General features: G+C 58.1%; 20 protein-coding genes. 5 read left to right on the top strand and 15 right to left on the bottom strand.

Features of this window, described 5'->3' with window-relative positions:
- Nucleotides 1–526: 526 nt before the first annotated feature.
- Nucleotides 527–595 (bottom strand): IS3 family transposase, encoded by a 69-nt coding sequence (locus AC6I6H_RS15415; RefSeq protein ID WP_497954830.1) that lies wholly within the window; start codon nt 593–595, stop codon nt 527–529.
- Nucleotides 596–754: 159 nt separating this feature from the next.
- Entirely contained in the window at nt 755–1087 is a 333-nt protein-coding gene (locus tag AC6I6H_RS15410; RefSeq protein ID WP_497954819.1) for a hypothetical protein, read from the bottom strand.
- Between the two features lie 149 nt (nt 1088–1236).
- Between AC6I6H_RS15410 and AC6I6H_RS15405 the strand changes: the two genes are divergently transcribed.
- Nucleotides 1237–1866, top strand: a complete 630-nt coding sequence (locus AC6I6H_RS15405; protein WP_497954818.1) for a YfbR-like 5'-deoxynucleotidase — start codon at nt 1237–1239, stop codon at nt 1864–1866.
- 166 nt (nt 1867–2032) lie between these two features.
- Here the strand turns inward: AC6I6H_RS15405 and AC6I6H_RS15400 are convergent, their stop codons facing one another.
- Nucleotides 2033–2521: a DinB family protein gene (locus AC6I6H_RS15400; protein ID WP_497954817.1), complete on the bottom strand. Its 489-nt coding sequence runs from the start codon at nt 2519–2521 to the stop codon at nt 2033–2035.
- A gap of 191 nt (nt 2522–2712) precedes the next feature.
- Here AC6I6H_RS15400 and AC6I6H_RS15395 point away from each other — a divergent pair, with 191 nt between their 5' ends.
- Nucleotides 2713–3270: an AAA family ATPase gene (locus AC6I6H_RS15395; protein ID WP_497954829.1), complete on the top strand. Its 558-nt coding sequence runs from the start codon at nt 2713–2715 to the stop codon at nt 3268–3270.
- A 26-nt stretch (nt 3271–3296) separates the two neighbouring features.
- Nucleotides 3297–4040 carry a type I methionyl aminopeptidase gene (map, locus tag AC6I6H_RS15390; protein WP_497954816.1) on the top strand — a complete coding sequence of 248 codons (744 nt, stop codon included), beginning with the start codon at nt 3297–3299 and terminating at the stop codon, nt 4038–4040.
- A 142-nt stretch (nt 4041–4182) separates the two neighbouring features.
- Here the strand turns inward: map and AC6I6H_RS15385 are convergent, their stop codons facing one another.
- From AC6I6H_RS15385 to AC6I6H_RS15365, 5 genes are all read right to left on the bottom strand, one after another.
- Entirely contained in the window at nt 4183–5805 is a 1623-nt protein-coding gene (locus tag AC6I6H_RS15385; RefSeq protein ID WP_497954814.1) for a HAMP domain-containing methyl-accepting chemotaxis protein, read from the bottom strand.
- A gap of 160 nt (nt 5806–5965) precedes the next feature.
- Nucleotides 5966–7645 (bottom strand): DUF4179 domain-containing protein, encoded by a 1680-nt coding sequence (locus tag AC6I6H_RS15380; protein WP_497954813.1) that lies wholly within the window; start codon nt 7643–7645, stop codon nt 5966–5968.
- Nucleotides 7602–8189: a sigma-70 family RNA polymerase sigma factor gene (locus tag AC6I6H_RS15375; protein WP_497954812.1), complete on the bottom strand. Its 588-nt coding sequence runs from the start codon at nt 8187–8189 to the stop codon at nt 7602–7604. Before AC6I6H_RS15375 ends, AC6I6H_RS15380 begins: the two co-directional genes overlap by 44 nt.
- 144 nt (nt 8190–8333) lie before the next feature.
- Nucleotides 8334–8879 (bottom strand): HXXEE domain-containing protein, encoded by a 546-nt coding sequence (locus AC6I6H_RS15370; protein ID WP_497954811.1) that lies wholly within the window; start codon nt 8877–8879, stop codon nt 8334–8336.
- Between the two features lie 41 nt (nt 8880–8920).
- On the bottom strand, nt 8921–9487 hold the full coding sequence (locus AC6I6H_RS15365; RefSeq protein WP_497954809.1) for a TetR/AcrR family transcriptional regulator: 567 nt from the start codon (nt 9485–9487) through the stop codon (nt 8921–8923).
- A gap of 168 nt (nt 9488–9655) precedes the next feature.
- Between AC6I6H_RS15365 and AC6I6H_RS15360 the strand changes: the two genes are divergently transcribed.
- Nucleotides 9656–10885, top strand: a complete 1230-nt coding sequence (locus tag AC6I6H_RS15360; protein ID WP_497954808.1) for an aminopeptidase — start codon at nt 9656–9658, stop codon at nt 10883–10885.
- Nucleotides 10886–11015: 130 nt separating this feature from the next.
- On the opposite strand, the gene AC6I6H_RS15355 is transcribed toward AC6I6H_RS15360, so the two are convergent.
- The 5 genes from AC6I6H_RS15355 to AC6I6H_RS15335 all read right to left on the bottom strand — a co-directional run bounded on the left by AC6I6H_RS15355 (nt 11016) and on the right by AC6I6H_RS15335 (nt 13922).
- The gene (locus AC6I6H_RS15355) at nt 11016–11615 is read right to left on the bottom strand and encodes a DUF4825 domain-containing protein (RefSeq protein WP_497954807.1); all 600 of its coding nucleotides are present in this window, start codon (nt 11613–11615) and stop codon (nt 11016–11018) included.
- Between the two features lies 1 nt (nt 11616).
- On the bottom strand, nt 11617–12294 hold the full coding sequence (locus AC6I6H_RS15350; RefSeq protein ID WP_497954806.1) for a permease prefix domain 1-containing protein: 678 nt from the start codon (nt 12292–12294) through the stop codon (nt 11617–11619).
- 7 nt (nt 12295–12301) lie between these two features.
- Nucleotides 12302–12649 carry a PadR family transcriptional regulator gene (locus AC6I6H_RS15345; protein WP_497954805.1) on the bottom strand — a complete coding sequence of 116 codons (348 nt, stop codon included), beginning with the start codon at nt 12647–12649 and terminating at the stop codon, nt 12302–12304.
- A 186-nt stretch (nt 12650–12835) separates the two neighbouring features.
- On the bottom strand, nt 12836–13162 hold the full coding sequence (locus AC6I6H_RS15340; RefSeq protein WP_497954804.1) for a hypothetical protein: 327 nt from the start codon (nt 13160–13162) through the stop codon (nt 12836–12838).
- Nucleotides 13163–13178: 16 nt separating this feature from the next.
- A complete protein-coding gene (locus AC6I6H_RS15335; protein ID WP_497954802.1) occupies nt 13179–13922 on the bottom strand; it encodes a hypothetical protein in 744 nt (247 codons plus the stop codon).
- Between the two features lie 921 nt (nt 13923–14843).
- Between AC6I6H_RS15335 and AC6I6H_RS15330 the strand changes: the two genes are divergently transcribed.
- On the top strand, nt 14844–16226 hold the full coding sequence (locus AC6I6H_RS15330) for a dicarboxylate/amino acid:cation symporter (protein WP_497954801.1): 1383 nt from the start codon (nt 14844–14846) through the stop codon (nt 16224–16226).
- 767 nt (nt 16227–16993) lie between these two features.
- Here the strand turns inward: AC6I6H_RS15330 and AC6I6H_RS15325 are convergent.
- Nucleotides 16994–18724, bottom strand: coding sequence for a cellulase family glycosylhydrolase (locus tag AC6I6H_RS15325; RefSeq protein ID WP_497954828.1), 1731 nt, complete (start codon nt 18722–18724; stop codon nt 16994–16996).
- Between the two features lie 483 nt (nt 18725–19207).
- A complete protein-coding gene (locus AC6I6H_RS15320; RefSeq protein WP_497954800.1) occupies nt 19208–20293 on the bottom strand; it encodes an FAD:protein FMN transferase in 1086 nt (361 codons plus the stop codon).
- Between the last annotated feature and the right edge of the window lie 20 nt (nt 20294–20313).

Raw genomic sequence — 20313 nt, 5'->3', positions numbered from 1 at the left:
AGATACGAATTGTGGATTAAATAAAACTAAAGCAGGAAGGAAAAGAGGTGACTTTATTTTAGGAAAACTCAGAAAAATTAATATGAAAACTGCTGTATTTATGGGGATTATTTTCTACTCTTTGACTATCTTAATCCACTTTCTTCTTAATTAGTAGGAGTATGCCATTCACATGGGTTAACGGCGGAAGGTCTGAATCATTTGCTGAACAGCTTCCAATATCTGTTGCAAATATCGTCATTTCTATTATTGGATTGGTTTTTACGTTGGTGGTTGGTAATTTCAAACCATATAGACACAAAAGAGGCATAATCGTTATATGTTGGTTTTTTGTTATGCTTTGGTCTTTTGGATTTATACAACAATTGTTTGGAACACCTTTTGAAAAAATGGTTTGTTCGATAGTATTGCTTCTTGGAGTTATCTCGAACTTGCGTATGGCGATTGAAAAAAAATAGCTGTAACGATTTAATTAGCAAATTTGTGAGCAGTTACATTTAAACTAGCAAGCAGATGACCTCCGAATTCACGGGGTCATCTGTTTTAATGTCCACGGATATCGTTCTGCGTTGTAGTAGCTTATGTACTCCTTCACTCGCACTCTCACTTCTTCACTATCGGAGGTTCGAGCGTTGCTGCCACACTATCGGTCAGGATTATCCAGTTCGCCCTGTCCTTAACGCAGGAGAGGGATGCCCAATGGCAGTTCCATAGCGCAAATAAGTAATGTCCGTGAGAAAGCGTGTCATTTGTTTCAGGCATATGCCCGAATGGTGCGACTCATGATTTCATAGCGCTCGGAGGACGCCAGCGTTTTTTTCTGCCGCTCGAGCGCTTCGACCTTTTTTAGCGGGTCGTCCGGCGCGGGGCGCCGCTCATCCCGCCGGGGGAAACCGGGCGGTTTGCCGCATTTGCGGCCTATCTGCTGCGGGAACCGCGGCTTGCGGCCGCCGAGGCGCTGAAGGGAATCTTTCTGCCGTCGAAGATCAAGCCTGCGCTGCGGCAGGCGAACGTCCGGCCGGAGCGGGAGACCGTTTGCTTGACGCTGGAGCAGTGGGCCGGGCTGTACCGGGCCATGCGGCGGCATACAGACCCCCGGCGCCGGCCGAAAGGCCGATCCCCCGCTTCGCCAGGATTTTGGAATAAACGCTGCGTTGATCCGGCGTTAACCCGGGATTAACACTCGGCGGCTATACTGGGACCGAGCCATTTTTACCGTGAAGGATGGAGAAGCTGATGGGAATTCATACGTATTTCCGGTCGCTGAATGAGCTGGAGCGCATTATCCGCTGCCCGGGGAAGTTCAAATTCGAGGAGCACAGCGTGTCCGCCCATTCGTGGAAGGTGGTGCAGTACGCCAAAACGCTGGCAGACATCGAGGAGCTGCACGGGGTTCGCATCGACTGGAAAAAGCTTTACGAAATCACCAGCAGCCACGACTACGGGGAAATTTTCATCGGAGACATCAAGACCCCGGTCAAGCATTCGTCCCTGGAGCTGCGCCGCCTGATCCAGAAGGTGGAGGACGGCATGGTGCAGCATTTCATCGACGAGCATATCCCGGAGGAGTTCCGGGAGATTTTCCGGAGGCAGCTGCGGGAGGGGAAGGACGGCTCGGTCGAGGGCCTGATTCTGGAGGTAGCGGATAAAATGGACCAGGTGTACGAGGCGTTTGCCGAGCTGCAGCGGGGCAATACGGAAAAGGAATTCATCGCGATGTACCGCAATGCGCTGGTCAAAATCAAGCACATCAAGCTGCACTGCGTGGATTATTTTCTTTCGCATATCCTGCCCGACATGGTCAATGAGGAGATTGTGTCGCCGATCGACATTCGGCGGATCACGGAGGAAGCGCTGGCGGAGTAGGCGGCACAGCCGATACGGAAGGCCGGCATACCGCCGCCCGGAAAGAAAAAGGGAAGCCCGTCGACGGGCTTCCCTTTTTGCAGAGGAGCGGGTGAAGGACAGCGTCTGCCGGTTACCCCGCAAGACCACCGCCGTCTCACGGCCGGTATCAGCCGCCCCCGCGTTCTCACCGCTCGTCGGCCGAAGCGCCGTACAGGCCGGGCACCGGCACGTCCAACAGGCGCAGGTAGACGAGCAGCTGGGCCCGGTGATGCACCATATGGCTGATGCCCATCGTGCGGAACGCATTCGCGCGGGGCTCGCGGAACAGCACGTGCGCGCCTTTTTTGAGCGTCCAGTCGGCCGTCAGCTCTTCGTCGCTCATTTCAGACAGGAGCCGCTCCAGTACCGCTGCCGAACGGTCGAATTCCTCCAGCACCGCCTCCGGGGTTTCCAGCGCCTCGCGGCGCGACCCGGAAATGGAAACATCAAGCTCCGCATGCCGCAAAATGCCCGTCTGCCAGTTCAGCAAGTTCACCAGGTGAGTGGCCAATTCGCCCAGCGTGAACGACTTCTCGTGCGGCCGCCAATTCATTTTGTCCCCAGGCAGCCTTTCCAAAACCGTACGCGTTCCTTTCCATTCGCGCGCGGCGTCTCCCGCAATCCACTGCTTCATACCTGCCGGCCGCCTCCTTTTTTGTCCATTTTCTTCATTATACGGTACGCTTTGCCCGGCTTCCATCCCTTTGGGCGACGGGGGGATGGATTTTCATGGGAAAGGTTTGCTATAGTCAATTTGCCCCTTGCCGCGCCAAACGCTCAAAGCTACAATCGGAGCGCGATTGTCGGAGGACGAGGAGGGAGGGAATACTTGTGGAGGAAGCGAAAGTGATTCTCGTAACCGGCATTATGGCAAGTGGCAAGTCGACGGTCGCCCAGCTGCTTGCGGAGCGCTTCGGCCAATCCGTTCATCTGCGGGGCGACGCCTTTCGCCGGATGATCGTAAACAACCGGAAGGACATCGGACCGGATGCGGAAAAAGAGGCGCTCGGCCAGCTTTTGCTGCGCTACCGGCTGGCGGCCCAGGCGTCCGACACCTATTGCCGCGCCGGCTATACGGTCGTTGTGCAGGACGTGGTCATCGGCCGGATGCTGAACGATTTTATCGGATTTGTGCAAAGCCCGCTGCATGTTGCGGTTCTCTGCCCCGGCCCGGAAGCGGTCCGGGAGCGGGAGGCGGGCCGGTTCAAAAAAGGCTATGGCAGCTGGACAGTGGAAGCGCTCGACCGGGTGCTCCGGGAGGAAACGCCCTCCGTCGGCCTTTGGCTGGACAGCACCGCCTGGACGGCGGAGGAAACCGCGGAGCGCATCTACGGCGATCTTTGCTCGGACGCTCCCCGGTCGGCGGCAGGCTGTTCCCGGTAAACGAATTTAAAAGGAGGAAGAGCGAAATGACCATCGGTTCGGAAGAAGACCTCAAGGGGTTACAAGAAATCGGCCGTATCGTGGCGGGAGCCATTCTAGAGATGAAGCGGCATGTCAGGCCCGGCGTCACGACGCGGGAGCTGGACGAAATCGGAGGCCGGTATCTGAAGAGCCGGGGGGCGGTTTCCGCCCCGAAGATGATCGGGTTTCCGGGCGAGACCTGCATCAGCGTCAACCGCGAGGTCGCCCATGGCATTCCGGGCGACCGGGTGATCCAGGCCGGCGATCTGGTGAACATCGACGTATCGGCGAAGAAAAACGGTTACTACGCCGACAACGGCCATTCCTTTCCGGTAAAACCGGGCGGTCCGGAGCTGACGCGCCTGTGCGACTATACGCATGAGACCATGATGAAGGTGATTTCGTCCCTCAAAGCGGGGACCCGGCTGAATGAGATCGGCCGCATCATTCAGGCCGAAGCCCGCAAAGGAGGCTACAAGGTCATCCGCAACCTGTGCAGCCACGGTGTCGGCCGGGCGCTTCATGAAGCCCCCATAGAGATACTCCCTTTCTATAACAAACATGACAAACGGGTGCTGAAGGAAGGGCAGGTGATCACCATTGAACCCTTCCTGTCCACAGGCGCGGAATACGCCGACCAGATGCCGGACGGCTGGACGCTTTGCACGATGGACGGAAGCTTTGTGGCTCAGCATGAACATACCATCGTGATCACCAAGGACCGTCCGCTGATCCTGACCGTCGCCTGACAGGCAGGGAGCGGACTTCCAAGAACGCGGGTTTCGGAAGTTCGGCTGCGTCCGGCGGGAGCCGGCGAAGGGATACCGATAAAAAGGGCAGGCCACCGGGATTCCCGGGTGGTCTGCCCTTCTTTAGGCTCAGATTCACGCATCAGATTTTGTAGCGCGCCACGTACTCCTGCAAATTCGCGGAGGTTTGCTTGAGGCCGTCCGCCGATCCGGCGATGCTCTGGAACGACTCCAGATGATCGCGGCAGGCCTGCGCCAGCTTGTTGCTGTCGGTTTCCGCCTTCCGGGCGATATCCTCCAGCTCCAGAATGGATGCGCTGACTTCCTCGGAGCTGGCGGAGAGCTCCTGGGAAGCGGCCGAAACCTCCTGAATCTGCCCGGAAATGCTGCCGGTCGATTGGGTGATGGAAGCAAAGGTTTGACTGGCGGTATGGATGGATTCCCGGCCAATGTTTACCTGGGCGACGCTTTCCGCCAGCGTTTCCACGGCGTTCCGGGTGTCCGTCTGGATCACGGCGATGATTTCATTGATGTGCTCCGAGGAGAGGCTGCTCTGCGCCGCAAGCGCGCTGATCTCCTTGGCGACGACGGCGAAGCCCCGGCCGTGCTCGCCTGCGCGGGCCGCTTCGATGCTTGCGTTCAGGGAGAGCAGGTTGGTCTGATTGGAAATGCCCTTGATCGCTTCGGTGATCTTGTTGATTTCCTCCGAATTGGCGCTCAGCTTTCCGACGGTATCGGAAAGCGCCATGACCGCCCGGTGAATCTGGTCCATCTGGGAAACGGCGGCCGACAACACCGCGTTGCCCTGCGTGGCCTCCCGCTCGGTGGAAACGGACAGCTCGGAAACCAGCGCCGTGGACTCCGAAATCCGCTGAACGCCAAGCGATATTTCCTCCATGGCCCGCGCCGTTTCCGACGTGCCCACCAGCTGCGCCGCTGCGCCCCCCGCGATCCCTTCGGCAGCCCGCGTTGCGATGTTGATGTGATGAGCGGCGGCGTCCGCCTGGTCCGTCAGCTTGCCGCTTGCGCCCGCCACCTGGCCGGTGGCCGTTTGGGCCGCCTCTATAAAGGAGGAGAGGGAGGACCGCATCTTTTCAAAGATGCCCGTCAGCGCGCTGATTTCATCTTTGCCCTTGACCGTCAGAGGCTGGCTCAGGTCGCCCTCTGCGATGCGTGCGGCCGCTTCCGTCAACCGCCGGATCGGGCCGGAGAAGGCCCGGATGAGAATAACCGCCGAAACGATGCTGAAGATCAGGCTGATGGCCTGAATCAGAAACAGCCCGGCATTCAACTGCTCCGTTGTTTTCAGTGTATCGTCCAAAGCGGCGCTGATTTCCTCGGCGTTGGAGGAGGCGAGCTCCTCCACGCTGTTCGTAATGGCGGTGATGACCTCCATGCTTCCTTCGGTGTTGTTCAGCGATTTTTCAAACTGCTCCAGAATGATATTGGCCTTTGCGCCATTTTCGTCATCCAGCCTGGCGTATTCCGCCATATTGTCCCGAAACCGGCCGCTCAGCTGGCCAAGCGTCTGCTCGACCTGGTCGGGCGGAAACAAATCGGTCATGGCCAGTACCTGGTACGTTTGAATCTGGGCGAGCAGGTTTTTGGCCTGATTGGCGAGGTTGAGGGCATGCAGCGATTCCGTTTTCACTTCCTTCAGGTTTTGGGATTGCCGGGCGGAGGAGTAAACGAAGAAACTTACGCAGGCAAGCAGGAGAACGATAAGAATTCCGTAAGATAGCGTGACCTTGGTTTTGATTTTCATGTAAAATGCCCCTTTTGGCGTGGTGTCTGCATCTATATCGACAAATTTCGACCCCCCTATTAGCGACTTAATAATTTTTCATTTATTGCGTGAATCCGGCGATGCAAAAAACCGTCTCTCCGGCGGGAAAGACGGTTTTGCAGGGAAGCCGGGACTGCGGTTACGGAGCAAATAGCCCTTTGCCCCCGGCAGTCGGCAGCTCGAACGACCAGTCCGTTTTATACCACCGGTACAATCCGGTTCGGGTCAGGGTAATTTCTGCGGGGAGCTCGCTCATGCCTTTGAAGACGAACTTTGGTTTCCTTGTATACTTTGCGGTGATGAGATTTTTTTTGCCCGGTTCGTAGCTGTAATTGTCCCCGACGTCAAAGAAAACCGGATAACGCCTGCCCTTGTTATCGGCGGCCTCCCAGATCGTCCGTTGGGCGTCGTTTCCCCATTCGCCTTCCACGTAAAGCGCGCCCTGCGGCTCGGATTCCGGGGAAAGTCTGCTGGGTTCGATCTTCATGGACAGGAGTCGCAGGGAATCCCCTTCCTTTGCAAAGACAGCCGGCTGTCCTTCGTCAAGTGCTGCAGGCCGGAAGGTGACGGCCGAATCATCCCGCTCGGCGATCTGGTAGCCGTCAAGGACAAACCGGGGCTTTTTATCGCCAGGGGGAACCAGCGAGGGATTCATAAAGAAATGCCAATTGATCCGGTTCTCCCAATTGTCGATTTGGCCTACGGGGTCATTGTATCGGTCCGTCGGGCCGGTTTCCGTCTCAAAATGATAAGTCAGGAAATGATCCGGATAACGGCCGGCAAGCCGGCCGAGCGCTTCTTCCCTGGGCGCACTGGTGATTTCCAATGCCGATGCGCTTGGGGTTTTGATCAATCCTTGGGCAATGACCTCCAACCCGTGAGGGGAGACATACCGTTTTTCGATGGGATATTTCATGGAGTTGGCATTGGCTTTGGACAAGTCCACTTCCACAGTGAAATTCCACTTTCCCGTAACAGGTTCAACAGCCTCCGGAGAGGTGGGAGTTGCTTTTTTCTCAAGCTTGTCAAGCTGCAGGATTAACTCCATTTGGTCTCCATAGGCGGGCTGATCAAAATTGTAAACAAACTTGTCCACCATGTTGGAGCTGGAGTCTGCTACACTTCCGCGCCATACACTGACAGGTACTGCTCTGGAATTTGACTCTTTTCTCACAAAAATTTGAATGTTCTTGTCGTAGTCAAGGTCTTGTACTGCGCCTGTCACCGGCTTTCCGTCCGGACCGGTTACCTTCAGAGCGAATACCAGCCGAAGGGAGTCCGCGATCACCTCGGTTATTTCCACGGTATAGCCTTGATCCGTTACCGACAAGCCCGGCTGGAGCACAAATCCTTGTTCCCGGGCTGCTTTCATACCCGGGTCAACATAGACGCCCGGGCTGAACAAGCTACGCAAAATGTCCGCCACAGTGGGATGGGCAAAAAACAGAATGCCACAGGCTACCAGAAGCAAGACGGCTGCTGCCCAGCCCTTCCGCCGCATGGAGCTGCCGCGCCGTTTTGGGCCGGCTTTCGCGTTCCGGGCAGAAAATACGCCTGCTATATCGGAGTCTCCTCCGGCGGAGGAGACGGGTTCTTCGATTTCCGCGCCGCCCAGCGCCTCGATGACACCGGCCGTAAAGGAAGCGGGGAGCCGCTCTGCAAACAGCGTCTCCCGCCAAGCGGATTGCTCTTCGATTTCCTTGTCAAAGAGCGCACGGCATTTGGCGCAGGCGGTCAGGTGCTTTTCCAGATGCTCCTGAATATGACCGGAAGGGTCATGAACGGCTTTTTCCATCTGTGCAGGGGTGAAGCATTTCATAAACTTGTCCCTCCCTCAGGGTCCACTTTTTCCGCAGCTTTTTTTTCGCCCGGTAGATGCTGTTGCAGACCTGGCCCTCCGACATTCCGGTTACTTCCGCTATTTCCGCATAACTCAGGTCCCGGGTGTATTTCAGCAGGAGCGCAATCCGGTACTTTTCGGGCAGGGTACGGATCATGCGGAGAAGTTCTTGCTCCCGTTCCCGTTCCAGATAACGCGCCTCCGGCGTTTCGGCGGTCCGGCCTTCGGGGTCCGGCTCCGAAACGGAATGCGAATCGCTGCCGCGCACATGATCTTTTTGCGTGTTAATGGCGATCCGGTAGAGCCAGCCGGCCAGACTTTGCTCCGGGTTATGGCTTTTCAGCTTGCGGTAGGCTTTCAGAAAGGTTTCCTGGGTCAAATCCTGCGCGTCCGCCGGGCTTGTCCCCATACCAAGCAGCAGGCCGTAAATTTTGTTTTTGTAATGCTCGACAATAAGAGCAAAAGCTTCCGTCCGGCCGTTCAGAACCTCTTCCACCGCCGCTTTTTCCGTGATCGGGTCCATGTTTGCTTTCCTCCTTTCCGGTTGTGCGTTGTCGACATGGATAAGACGGGCCGTCAGGATGGAATCTCTCACCTTTCGCAAAAAAAACCGGCAGTTCCCTGGGAAGGGGCCGGGTTTCATCGGGTTCTATTATCTTTTGTTCGCTTAGGCCGTCCGCCCGGCCGCCTTTCGCCTGCCGCGCAGCAGAAAACCGAGGGCCAGAGGAAGAAGCACGGCGAGGAGCGCCAGACTCCAGCCGATATCCGACCAACGGACCGCTTCATCAGCAAGCAGGCGGTAGTAGGCATAGAGCGAGTATGGAAGGGCGACGCCTGCCGCGGTCCAGACGCCGGGCGTGTACATGCGCAGGTAAAGCGATTGGGCGGCATGGGTGAAAACATGCAGAAAAAACAAAGCGAGCGCGGCCAAATACAGCGGGTAGAAGGCGAAGAACACCGCAAGCGACGTGCAAAGAACCAGAATGGCGTAAACAAACAGCACGTCGGCTGCAAACCGGTGCGTGGTCATGCCGAGGGAGGGGGCAATCGCTTTTCGGGCAAACGCAGGAAGCGCGGCCAGCACCCGCTCGCGCCGGAGGCGGCTCCACCGTTCAACGGTGAGGATTTCCTCAAAATCATGGAACATGAAGAGAATGGGAAATAGCCAGAGCAGACTGGCCGGGTCGATTCGCGTATTCAAAATGGCGAGCATGCCGAACCCCTCCTGATTGGCCGTCTATGCGGCCCGATGATTTAGGCCAAAATGCCGTTCAAAAAAAGCCGCGCCAGCTCGGCCCCTTCCGCCGCCGTCCGTCCTTCGCCGGCGGGAAGAAGAGAAGCGACGCGCTCCACCGCTCCGACCACCGCTTCGGCGGCCAGCTCGGGGCGTAAATCGGCCCGCACCAGGCCGAGGGCCTGATTCCGCCTCAGATTGGCGGCGATCTGGCCGGCGATTTGGCGGCGAAGGGCTTCTCCTTCGGCCCCATGCAGGGCGATCTTGGCGAGGTCTGCGTGTTCGCCAAGAAACGCCAGCAGAGCGGTCATGGAGCGGACGACAAAGGCTTCGACCTGCCCTTCCGGCTGGCCGCCCGCCTCTTTGCCCGCATCGGCCAGCAGAAGCATCCGTTCCTTGAAGCGTGCCACAAGCTGAGCCTGCAGCTCTTCCTTGCTTTTGAAGTAGAGGTAAAACGCCGCTTGCGTCACGCCGGCGCGGGCGACGATTTTGCTGACCGGGACGGCGTGGTACCCGTGAAGCGCAAACAGCTCCGTCGCGGCCTCCAGCAGCCTCTCCCGGGTGGCTTCTCCTTTTGTGCCTGCCATAAGCGAGCCCCTTCCGTTTCAAAAATAACTAATCAGTTAGTTATATAATAGAGCCGCTGAAATGGAAATGCAATCCCTTCCCGGCGAGCGGCCGGAACTTTTTTTGATGCGGAGGACAAAGGGTGATAAGCTGAGAAAAGAGTCCAATTGCAAACGGGGGAAAGACAGATGAACGATTTTGCCAAACTGCTGGAGCGCTACGCGGAGCTGGTGATCAAGGTGGGGGTAAACGTCCAGCCCGGGCAGGTGCTGATGGTGCACGCGCCGCTGGAAACCGCGGAGTTTACGCGCCATATTGTGCGCAAAGCTTATGAAGCGGGCGCCAAGCTTGTCCAAATGGAGTGGGAGGACGAGGCGGTGACCCGCATCCGCTACGAATCCGCCCCGGACGAGTCTTTTGGCTATTACCCGCAATGGTATGCCGATATGCTGGAGCGGTTTGCCGAAGAGGGGGGCGCGGTGCTGCATATCAAGGTGCCGGACCCGGAGCTGTTCCGCGGAATCGAATCAGACAAGGTGGCCCGTCAGGTCAAGGCGGCCGCTTTGGCCCGGCAGAAGTATCAGGCTTACACGCGCAACAACAGGATCAGCTGGTCGCTGATCAAGGCGCCGACCCGCGCCTGGGCCGGCAAGGTGTTTGCCGACCTGCCGGAGGAAGAGCGGATCGAAGCCATGTGGGAGGCGGTATTCGCGATGAACCGCATCGGCTCCGAAGACCCCGTGGCCGCCTGGCGGGCGCATATCGGCCGCCTGAAGGAAAGCCAGGACCGGATGAACGCCAAGCGTTACAAGAGCCTGCACTACCGCGCGCCGGGAACCGACCTTCGCGTGGAGCTGCCGGAAGGGCACCTGTGGCGCGGAGGCGGCGGGGAGAACGAAAGCGGCGTTTATTTCGTGGCCAATATGCCAACCGAAGAGATCTATACGATGCCGCACCGCGCCGGAGTGAACGGCTATGTGACGAGCACACTGCCGCTGAACCTCAACGGCCGGCTGGTGGAAGGCATCAAGCTGACGTTCCGGGACGGCAAGGTGACCGAATACGAAGCCCGTTCGGGCCGGGAGCATCTGACCTCGCTGCTGGATACGGACGAGGGGGCCGCACGCCTCGGGGAAGTGGCCCTGGTGCCGTACGATTCCCCGATTTCCCGCATGAACCGGGTGTTCTACAACACTGGCATCGACGAGAACGCTTCCTGCCATTTTGCGCTCGGCAGCGCCTATCCGTCCAACATCGAAGGCGGCACCCAGCTGAGCAAGGAGGAGCTGATGAAAAGAGGAGCGAACGTCAGCCTGACGCATGTTGATTTTATGGTGGGCTCGGCCGAGCTGGAGATTGACGGCGAGCTCCCGGACGGCACGGTGGAACCGGTGTTCCGCAGCGGCAACTGGGCTTAAAGGAAGAGGGCTGCAAAAAGCCGCACGCATGCGGCGCGGGAAGAAGCGGCGCGGCGGCGGAAGCGGACTGCAAAAAGGAAAACAAAAGCCGGCGATCGGGAAACCGTTCGCCGGCTTTTCGCTGCTTGCGTTAGGAGGGGGAACCGGCGGAGGTCTGTTCGGCCGGGGAGGAGACGACGGCTTCGCGCAGGAAGGTTTCCACAAAGGCGGGATCGTGCAGCCTGGACTGAAAGCGGTCCCGCCAGACCGTCTTGCTGCGGAGCGAATAGAGGGCGTCTTCTCCGCCCAAAAGGGCTTCCACCGTCTTCCGCTCTACCGTGAAGGTACGGTCTTCAAACCGGTAGACGAGCGTCTGCAAATTGTCGATCAGCATAAACTGCGCGGTGGAGTTGTATACCAGCATTTGCTCCCGCTTGACCTCCTGAAGCCCGGCGAAAGAAACCGTGTACTGCATTTCCGCAGTCAGCCGGTCGGGATAGAGCTGGTACGTGCGCGGAAGCTCCCGCAGCGGAAGCGAGCCGTTCAGATGACTGAGATTGGAGAAGTCCCCCATATAGGGGCTTTGATAAACCAGGGAGCGGCCGATATCGTGCGTCAGCGGGTCGTTCTGCTCCGCTTGATACTGCCGTTCCCGCTCCGCCTCATGCGGCTTGTAAATCCCTTCCACGTAAGCCAAGCCGAGCAGTCCGGCAATCAGAAGAAGGGCCATAACGGCTCTCTTTATCCGCATGTCAGTCCGTCACCTCGCATTTCGAAACCAGCCGGACCGCCCGGCGAAAGAGCAGCGGAACCGCCGCAAAAAAGAAGGGGGCGGCAAACTGCAGTCCGACCTCATAGAACTGGTAGGGGCCGTTAATCCGCAGCGGGCGGCCAAACCAAAGATCGCTGCCGAAAAAAGCGGCGAAGGTGGCGGCTGTCGCGGCGGCTGCAAACAAGCCCCAAACCGTCCAGGCCGTCCGGCTCCTCCGGCGCGCGCGTCCGACGTTCACTTGCTTCGCTGCTTCCTCGTTTTCTCTTCGCACTCTGCCCGCCAGCAGATACCATACCCCGCACACGGCCGCGGCGCAAATGAACAGGCCGTTCAGCCAGGCGCCGAAGGGCGCCAGACGCAGGGGGACGGTCGCCACCCACAGAATCAGGCTGTAGAGCAGCGCGCTTGCCGCAAGCTCATGCCGGTAACGGTTAATGTAAACGACCGGCTGGTCGCCGATCAGCGGCCCCACGTCGCGCACCGAATCCATGGCCAGGCGGACCGCTTCCTCCCGCGCCATGCCGTTTTGCACGCAGTCCTCCACCTTGGCGCGGAGGTTGCTCAGAATCTCCAGCTTCAGCTCGGCTGTGGACCGGGTATTGTCCTCCTTGGCAAAAAGCCGGTCCACATAAGCTTTTAATACGTCCGTTTCCGCCATGACGCGTTCACTCCTTTTCCTCTTGGATCAACAGGTCGATGATGTCCCGGGCCTTGCGCCATTCCTCCACGTTGCGGGTATAGCGGGCGCGGCCTTCCTCCGTAAGCGAGTAATATTTTCTTCGCCCGCCCTGCGTCTCCTCGCCCCAGTAGGAGCGGATCAGCTCCTGCTTTTCCAGGCGGCGCAGACTCGAATAAAGCGTCGGTTCCTTCAGCTCGAACCGGCCGGCGCTGCGCATCCCGATGTCTTTGATTACGCCGTAGCCGTAATTGTCGCCCCCCGCCAGCACGCGCAAAATAATCGTGTCGATGTTGCCGCGGACCAGGTCGCTGTTGTGCTCGGAGTCGTTCCCCATAGACGACCGTTCCTCTCCATCGTAGAATTGTCGTTTTCCATGAACTGATTATAATGTAACGCATATAACTATGTCTGTAAAGGTAATATGTCTAAAAAAACCTTCTCCTCGCCGAAACGATGGAGAAGGGGAGAAAGCGTTACAAGCTCGGCTGATTGATATGGCCGTCGAGGTCGGCAAGCGGGTTTAGCCGCTCTCCGCCCGGCTGCGTTCTGGCGAATACAGCCATTGAAGCGCATCGAGAAAATGAAGCTCGAAGTACACGGAATCGTGCGTTCCCTCCGGGTGCTCAACATAGCGCAGCCGTTCCGGCCGGTAGCCGAGCAGATAAAGGACCGGAAAGCCGGTGGACGGCGGTTCTGCTTCGGGGACGGCGACCGAGAGCTCGTATTCCCTCTGCGAGGAACGGGAACGAAGCCTTTTTCGCCAAACGCCCGGCGTTTCGGTTTGCCGCCAGCCGGACTCGGCGTTTGTGCCTTCGCCGGGGGCTGGAGGCGGGAAGGGGATAGGCATGGCAGCGTCTCCTTTGCTAGGTTTGGTTCGGGTTGGGGCGGGCGTTCCGCTGGGCGTCGGGGCTGGTATGACGGCGGCGGTTTTCCGCCTTTTTGATAGGAATATACCGGTGCAGCTCCAGAATAAAATGAAACGTCGCGAAGGCCAGCATGCCGTAGACGCCCATCAGCACGGCGGGGACGGTCCGCTGGCCGGCAAACCCGAGCGACAGATTGGCGGCCAGGCTGCCTAATCCGGCGGCGGCGGTGATTACGGACCAGCGGGACGGGGCATCGCGAAAGCCCGGCGGCCGGCTGCGCAGCCGCTGGATGTGGCCCCGGGCGTAGGCGAAGAAGCCGGCCAGGTACAGCCCGAAGCTGCCGACGGCGTAAAGCGGAGTGCGCAGGCCCAGCCCGTGATAAGCGAATTTTTGCATCAGGGTCATCAGTCCAAGCGAGATGACAAGGCCGAACACGCCGCGAAACAGGATGTAGTTGACCTGGAGCCGGGCGGGGGCGATGAGCAAGGCTGCCGCCCAGAGGTTCAGCGCAAGCACCGGCGGAACGACCAGCCAGGCGTAAAGGGGCAGGAAGGGCTGCGCCGCAACCGGAAGCAGCAGAAACAGATCCAGAAAAAGAAACACAAGAATGGCGGTGTTGTACCGGATTCCTTTGACCGGATACAGGCGCATATACAGCTTCCAGGATTCCGGATGGAAGCCGTCCGGCACCGGGTCCGCCGCGGGCGGTATTCTCTTCCGGGGGTTGTTCATGTGCGGCATGTGCCCAATCCTCCGTTACGACGATCTGTCGGTAATCGTGATGCGTTCGCGCGCGCTCCATTCGCGAAGTTCGGGTTCGGGCAAAGCCCGCTTTTTCCTTTTTTTAACGTTAGCCACCCAAGCCCTGGCGGGCACCACTGAAAGTGAAAATAAAGTTGCGCTATTTCAGGGTGGATTTTTTGGCTATGCCGTGGTCCCATGTCCATCACGCGCCGGGAGCTTTGTGTCATGGGGTGCCGGAAGGGGCCGGACAATTTCTAACGGTTGCCAGCGAGCTTATTTGGCGTAAAACGAGACATTTCAAAATCTAACGGTTGCCAGCGAGCTTATTTCGCTTAAAACGAGACTTTTCAAAATCTAACGGTTGTCACGGAGCTTATTTGGCTCGGAGAGAGGGCGTTTTGGTCTTTTCGGGGCAAATAAGCGCTTCCGCAACCGTTAGAAATGGAAACAGGTTTTTTTGGGCGAATAAGCGCTGTGGCAACCGTTAGCCACCCATGCCCTGGCGGGCACCACAGACTATGGAGTTGCGTTATTTTCAGGGTAGAAATTGAATTATTAATGGAAGAAACATGGGAATTCTCTGGAAGAAAGGAAGGCGAAAGGATGTCCAGCAGTGCAGGAGTGGTGTAAGCTTTCGCTTTTTCGGATTTTAACGGCCACTAAGCGGGTATCAAAATGCCTGGAACCTGAAAGCGGCCCGAAGTCCCGGCATTCCCCTTGGTCGCGACCCAACCATTCTATTAAAATACCTGGTTTAATTTATATAGCAAAAATGTTCTTCCCGGGCAAACGCTGTGGATTTGGTTAAAAGAAAAGGCAGGAGCAAAAATCAACGATTGACAAAAAGGGAATCGGCAAGTAGGATACGTATAGATATATATCCAACTTACAACATCGGAATAAAGGGGATGAAAAAAGATGGGGGAGCAGCAGCCTGATGTGGTGCTCAATAACAATCTGTGGAGCGCCATCGAAACAAACTGGATCAGCATTCTCATCGCCCTTGTGGTGATCGGGGGCCTTCACTACCTGGCCCGCAAACGCGTGGGCTTTGGGACGCGGGTTCTGATCGGCCTGGCCGTCGGGCTTATCGCCGGCATTGTGCTGAACACGAACGGATGGAATTACGAAGTGATCAGTACGATCGGTACGATTTTTGTCAGTCTGATCCGGATGCTCGTTATTCCGCTCGTGTTTGTTCTGGTCATCAACAGCATTGCTTCGATTTCCAGCCTGGAGTTTTTGCGGACCATCGGTTTGAAAACCATCGGCTGGTTCGCCCTGACGACGGGCGTCGCAGCGATCATCGGTCTGGTCGTTGCGCTGGTGGCGAATGCAGGAGCCGGCATTGAGCAGGCGGTTCCGGAAGGGTACGAGGTGCGGGAAATCCCCACGTTCTTCCAGGTTATTCTGGACCTGGTGCCGTCCAATCCGTTTAACGAAGCGGCGGAGGGCAAAGTGGTGCCGATTCTGATCTTTGCCATCTTCCTCGCTGTGGCGATCGTGCATGTGGGCAGCAAAAAGCCGGACGCCGTGGCGCCGGTGCGCGCCTTGTTCGCTTCGCTGACGCAGGTGCTCCACCAGGTCGTCAAATATGTCATCCGTCTGACGCCTTACGGGGTATTCGCCCTGATCACGGGCATGGCGGCGCGCTACGGGCTGGATACGCTCCGGCCGCTGGCAAGCATTATCTGGACTTCCTACGCGGCCTTGATCCTTCATTTTGTGCTTGTGTTCGGCGGCCTGGTGTTCTTCGTCGCCAAGGTTAACCCGATTAAATTCTTCAAAAAAGCTTATCCGACGATCGCCGTTGCCTTTACGACCCGAAGCAGCTACGCTACCCTTCCGGTTAACCTGGAGGTTATCACCAAACGGCTGCGGGTATCCGACCGGATCGCCAGCTTTGTGGCTCCGCTTGGCGCATCGATGAACTTCAACGGATGCGGCGGCGTTTGGCCGGCCGTGGTCGCCATCTTCGTGGCGAACGTGTACAACATCAACCTCGGCATTTCCGATTACATTTTGATTGTGGTCGTCAGCGTGATTTCCTCCGTCGGCGTCGCCGGCGTGCCGGGACCCGCTTCGATTGCCACCACGGTAGTGCTTACGGCCATCGGTCTTCCGCTGGAAGGCATCGGCCTTGTCATCGCGGTCGAGTCGATCATCGACATGGGCCGCACCGCGGTTAATGCGACGGGCACCACCGTCACCGCGCTTCTCGTCGCCAACGCGGAAGGTGAATTTGACCGCGAAGCGTTTGACCGCGACGAGGAGGAAGAGCTGGAGATCGCGACGGCCTAACCGGCCGGACGCGGCGGCTCTGAAAAATAGGGGCGGACCCGGTAGGGTTCCGCCCCTATTTTATGACGCGGGTGTCCAAGCGGCCGCGCTGGCCCCGGTAGAACCGCGGGTGTCGTGCGGTAACGTTGGCCCATCCGAACCGCGGACCAGCGGCGGTGCACTGGCCCGGCCAAACGCCGATAGCCGCTTCGCTTCAAAGGCCGCTGCAAGTTCAGGCTCCAGCTGTATGCGCTGCTGAAAAGCGGCGCATGCTGCGACGGAGCCGGACTGGCGTAAACGATGAAGGCTGTCCCGCAAGTGATATGCTCCTCCCAAAGCCTGTTACGGTAGGGGAGCATATCTGACTGGGGACAGCCTTTTTCATGTCTTTTCGGCTTGAATGAAAAAATGAGCGAAATCCTGCAGCAGGCTAAGAGAAGGTCAAGCTCCGGGTCTACGCCTTCGCTGCGGCCCGTTATTCCTGCAAAAATGCAGGAATAACGGGAGCACAAGGGCCGCTTTTCCGATATTGATGCGATAATGCAGGATTCTTTGCCAGTTACAAGCGAATCGCGGCCTTTAGGAAGGGGAATGCTGCACATTCGCAGCATTCTTCCTCCTATTGCACGTTCTGGGCCGTAAAATGCTGCACATTTGCATCTTTCTTCTGGCTGCGGTCAGGGTTCGACGTCGTCCATGCCACTGGTCAGGCCGGCGCCGAAGCTCGGGCCGCCTTTCTTGCCACTGGTCAGGCCGGCGCCGAAGCTCGGGCCGCCGTACTTGCCCGGTCAGGGCTCGACGCCGAAGATCAGCACGCCGTTCTGATAGACGGTGATTTTGTTCCACTCCGCGTAGGAGGTGGAGCTTCCGTTAAACGAATAGTCGTCGGCCAGATTGAAATTGCTCCAGTCGGCTTTGTTAAAGCGGAATTGGATGTCACCGCTCTGGCCTCTGGCCGGAATGGACCCGGCCGCCGGAGCAAAGCCGATCTGCAGGTAGCGGTCCGCGCCGGTCCGCGCCGGCGTTACCGCAGCGAAGGAGCCGGTGATGTTGGCAGCGCCCGCCTGCGCGTAATCGACGTGGAACTCGTTTCCGGGCGTGCCGTCGTTGGTATACCAGTACCGGATTGTGATTTCGCTCAGCTTGACCGGAGAAGCTCCGGCATTGACCAGATTCAGCGAAGCCCGAACCGAGTTTTCGCTTGCGCCCTGCGTGCCGGCTTTATAAAGCACCTTTACCGAAGCCGGGGAAGCGGTGGAAGTCGGCGTTGGGGTTGGCGTGCTGCCCGACGGTTCAGGGGTCGGCGTATTCCCCGAAGGCGCAGGAGTCGGCGTCGTCGGGTTCGGCGTCGGCGAAGGGGCGAGCGTCTTCATGACGCGGTTCAGCATCGCCTGCTTCGGCGCGTTCCAGCTGGACCAATCGTCCAGCAGCAGACCGCCGGTATCCCCGCTGTTCGGGTTTAGGCTCCAGTAAGTCCAGTACAAATCATTGGCGCCGATGTAATCGATCAATTTGTTCTGCCATTTGCCCTCTACGCTGGACGTATCGACGCTGCGCCCGCCGAATTCGCCCACAAGCACGGGGGCGATGTTTTGCTTGCTGATGTAGCCCCAGTATTTGTCCCACAGCGCCGGCATGTTGTCCGGAAAGGAAGGATCGCTGAACCAGGACTGCGAGGCAACGCCCGGGCCGTAATCGTGCGGGGAGTAGACGAGCCGGTTCGGAACGTCAAGCCGGACCGGGTAGTTCGCCGCGCCCAGCAGGTTGCCGCCCCACCAATAGCCGCCCGTGGTGCCGGCGACGTTTTTCTCGACACCCTCCACGAGGATCAGCCAGTTCGGATTAACCGAAAGAATGGCGTTGCCCGCGCGCTCGGCGGCAAGCCGCCAGTCGGTGGCCAGGTCGCCGGTGCCCCAGCTTGCGGGGCCGTGAGGCTCATTGTGCAAGTCCGCTCCGATAACGGTCGGATTGTTCAGGTAGCGGGCGGCAAGCATTTTCCAGTCGCTGATCCAGCGCTGCTCGGAATACGCCGACGTGTACCACAGCTCGGATTGGCCGCCGGAGTCGGGGCGGTGGCGGTCGAGGAAAATTTTAATGCCCCGCTGGCCCGCTTTTTCCACCAGCACGTCCATGATCTGGACGGGAGAGAGGCCTTGCAGATCCGGGTTTTTCATGTAATCGATGCTGTTGACCTTGGAGGAGGCGTCGAACATTTGATTGCAGAACGGCAGGCGGATCAGGTTGTAGCCGTTTGCCTTGATCTGGTCCAGCACATCGTCCATCGAGCGGGTCCAGAGGCCGTGAGGGGAATAGTTGCCGGTTTCGAAGCCGAACCAGTTAAGCCCGTTAAATACCGCGGGCTTGCCGTTCGAATCGACGATCCGGTTGCCGGATGTGTGGTAATACCCGGCTGCCGCAGGCTCGGCGGCTTTGACGGACGAGACGATGCCGACGGCCGACACAAGCAGAACCAGAGCCAGGCCGAGGACTGCCCATCGGAAGCGGGAAAGCTGTTTCATCACTTGATTTACCTCCGTTCGGATTAAAGGAACGCCTTTCATTCTAGCGAAAATGGGAAGCGTTTACAATGATGGAATATACAATATATTACAAATAAACCGACCAGTTTTTGTTTGTTTTTGGACCTGGGCTGCATTGAAAAAAGAGTCCCGTTTCCGGGACTCCTATAAGCCGGGCCGCTTCCGCCAGCAAAATCATCTGTTATATTTCATCGCGGCGGATATTCCTGAGCAAGTCTGTTACATTACTGGGGGTCGGACAGTTTGCGGGAGCGGGACTTAATGCTGGCTGCATCGGCTATTCCTAGTAAGGCTGTTCCGCTTCCGCGCGTCGGTACTTCTCAGCAAGTTTGTTACACTTCTATGAGTTGGGTACACCTCAGCAAGTCGTTACACTTCCGCGCATCGGGTACTCCCTTGTAAGCCTGTTCCACTTCGCGGGTCGGGTACTTCACAGCAATTCGTTACGCTTCCGCAAGTCTGTTACTCCTCGGCAAGCTTGAACTCGGGGTTGGTGATCTCGATTTTGCCTTTGAGCCCGTCGCTCAGGTAAACCTTGTCGTCCGTCGTGATAAAGACCGCTTCAACGTCGTCCAGCTCGTTGGCGTGCTGCAAGCCTTTTTCAAGCCCGTACCCGAACAAGGTGTTGTCCAGTCCTTCGCCTTTCATGGCGCCGTCGGTGATAATCGTCACGCTGGCCAGGTTGTTCTCGAACGGATAGCCGGTGGCCGGGTCCATCAGATGATGGTAGCGCACTCCGTCTTCGATGAAGAAGCGCTCGTAAATGCCCGATGCGACAACCGCCTTGCCGGTGACTTTCATGGTGCCGATATGCGCGCCGCGGCTTTCGTCGGGGTTCTGGATGCCGATCGTCCATTCGCTGCCGTCCGGCTTGTTCCCGACGGTGAGGAGATTGCCGCCCATGTCGATGATGGCGCTGTTGATGCCGACGGATTTCAGATATGCAGCGATGCGGTCGGCTGCGATCCCTTTGCCGGTGCCGCCGATGTCGAGGGACATCCCCGCTTCGGGCAGGTACACGGTGCGCTTGGCGTCGTCCAGCTGAACCTTGTGGTAATCGACCAGAGCGACCGCCTTTTGAATGTCGGCATCGGCGGGCTTGTGCGCGCCTTCGTTTCCGACGCCCCACAGGTCCACCAGCGGGCCGACGGTCGGGTCGAACACGCCGCCCGAGGCTTCGGCGTCCGTCATCGCGGCTTTGACCGCATCGTAGGTCGGCTGCGACACCTGCACCGGCTCCCGGCCGGCGGCGTCGTTGACCTTGCGGATTTCGCTGTTTGCGTTTTCCCGGTTCAACTGGTCGTCCACTTCGGTCAGCAGCTCTTCGATATGCCGAAAGTTCTCATCTGTGACTTTTTCATCATAGACCTTCACGGTGACTACGGTTTCGTAAACAAAAAAAGTTTCACTTATCGGAAGCTGGCCGCTTCCCGCCGGAGCGGAAGGGCTGCCGCCCGGAGCGGCGGTGTCCTTGCCGCAGCCGGCGGCCAATACAAGCGTCAGCAAGACGGCCGGCAAAGCAACGCGCAAACGCGGAAATGAATTCATGAAGCGCCTCCTGGTGGTTC

This window comes from Gorillibacterium sp. sgz306347, assembly GCF_059735245.1.
Note: the sequence above shows the minus strand (reverse complement) of the source record. Positions and strands in the feature narration are given on the sequence as shown.

Bases quoted from the DNA above. Each gene is read 5' to 3' on its own strand.
- AC6I6H_RS15410 (WP_497954819.1), bottom strand. From the start codon at position 1,087: ATGCCGCCGCATGGCCCGGTACAGCCCGGCCCACTGCTCCAGCGTCAA.
- AC6I6H_RS15405 (WP_497954818.1), top strand. From the start codon at position 1,237: ATGGGAATTCATACGTATTTCCGGTCGCTGAATGAGCTGGAGCGCATT.
- AC6I6H_RS15400 (WP_497954817.1), bottom strand. From the start codon at position 2,521: ATGAAGCAGTGGATTGCGGGAGACGCCGCGCGCGAATGGAAAGGAACG.
- map (WP_497954816.1), top strand. From the start codon at position 3,297: ATGACCATCGGTTCGGAAGAAGACCTCAAGGGGTTACAAGAAATCGGC.
- AC6I6H_RS15385 (WP_497954814.1), bottom strand. From the start codon at position 5,805: ATGAAAATCAAAACCAAGGTCACGCTATCTTACGGAATTCTTATCGTT.
- AC6I6H_RS15380 (WP_497954813.1), bottom strand. From the start codon at position 7,645: ATGAAATGCTTCACCCCTGCACAGATGGAAAAAGCCGTTCATGACCCT.
- AC6I6H_RS15375 (WP_497954812.1), bottom strand. From the start codon at position 8,189: ATGGACCCGATCACGGAAAAAGCGGCGGTGGAAGAGGTTCTGAACGGC.
- AC6I6H_RS15370 (WP_497954811.1), bottom strand. From the start codon at position 8,879: ATGCTCGCCATTTTGAATACGCGAATCGACCCGGCCAGTCTGCTCTGG.
- AC6I6H_RS15365 (WP_497954809.1), bottom strand. From the start codon at position 9,487: ATGGCAGGCACAAAAGGAGAAGCCACCCGGGAGAGGCTGCTGGAGGCC.
- AC6I6H_RS15360 (WP_497954808.1), top strand. From the start codon at position 9,656: ATGAACGATTTTGCCAAACTGCTGGAGCGCTACGCGGAGCTGGTGATC.
- AC6I6H_RS15355 (WP_497954807.1), bottom strand. From the start codon at position 11,615: ATGCGGATAAAGAGAGCCGTTATGGCCCTTCTTCTGATTGCCGGACTG.
- AC6I6H_RS15350 (WP_497954806.1), bottom strand. From the start codon at position 12,294: ATGGCGGAAACGGACGTATTAAAAGCTTATGTGGACCGGCTTTTTGCC.
- AC6I6H_RS15345 (WP_497954805.1), bottom strand. From the start codon at position 12,649: ATGGGGAACGACTCCGAGCACAACAGCGACCTGGTCCGCGGCAACATC.
- AC6I6H_RS15340 (WP_497954804.1), bottom strand. From the start codon at position 13,162: ATGCCTATCCCCTTCCCGCCTCCAGCCCCCGGCGAAGGCACAAACGCC.
- AC6I6H_RS15335 (WP_497954802.1), bottom strand. From the start codon at position 13,922: ATGCCGCACATGAACAACCCCCGGAAGAGAATACCGCCCGCGGCGGAC.
- AC6I6H_RS15330 (WP_497954801.1), top strand. From the start codon at position 14,844: ATGGGGGAGCAGCAGCCTGATGTGGTGCTCAATAACAATCTGTGGAGC.
- AC6I6H_RS15325 (WP_497954828.1), bottom strand. From the start codon at position 18,724: ATGAAACAGCTTTCCCGCTTCCGATGGGCAGTCCTCGGCCTGGCTCTG.
- AC6I6H_RS15320 (WP_497954800.1), bottom strand. From the start codon at position 20,293: ATGAATTCATTTCCGCGTTTGCGCGTTGCTTTGCCGGCCGTCTTGCTG.